Genomic DNA, 585 nt, shown 5'->3' on the forward strand with positions numbered 1-585 from the left:
CGGTGGTGGTGTCGGTGGTCATCGTCAGGCCCCTGCCTTGGTGAGAGTGGCGGGTGCTTCGTCCTTCTCGTGGAACTCCAGTTGCTGGCGCCGGTTGGCGATGAGGCCCTCGGGGCGGAAGCGCATGAGGAGGACCAGGGCGAGCCCGAAGGCGAAGAGCTGGTAGTCGCTCATGAACTGGAGTTTCGCGGGGATGAGGAAGAGGAGGGCGCCGCCGACGAGCGGTCCGCTGATGGTGCCCATGCCGCCGAGGACGACCGCCGCGAGGAGGAAGGCCGAGTTGGGCGGGACCGCGTGCGCGAACTGGTATTGCTCGGGTGTCACGGTGTAGGTGACGTGCGCCTGGACGGCTCCGGCGAGCCCGGCGAGGGTCGCGCCGAGGGCGAAGGCGACGAGTTTGGTGCGGAAGCCGTTGATGCCCATGGCTTCGGCGGCGGTCTCGTCCTCGCGGATGGCGACCCAGGCTCGGCCGATGCGGGATTCGGCGCTGCGGCGGAAGACGACGACCACGATGAGCGTGACGAGCAGCATCAGGAAGAAGTAGTTCGCGAAGCGGCCGATGGTGAATCCGGCGATGCTGTGGGT

Annotated in this window: 1 protein-coding gene; it reads right to left on the reverse strand. The window is 67.9% G+C overall.

Annotated elements, in window-relative coordinates:
* Nucleotides 1-24 precede the first annotated feature (24 nt).
* The coding region (locus tag BTA51_RS29780; protein WP_141215746.1) for a branched-chain amino acid ABC transporter permease at nucleotides 25-585 on the reverse strand (561 nt) is incomplete at its 5' end.

The organism is Hahella sp. CCB-MM4 (genome assembly GCF_002260525.1).
Lineage (GTDB): Bacteria > Pseudomonadota > Gammaproteobacteria > Pseudomonadales > Oleiphilaceae > Hahella.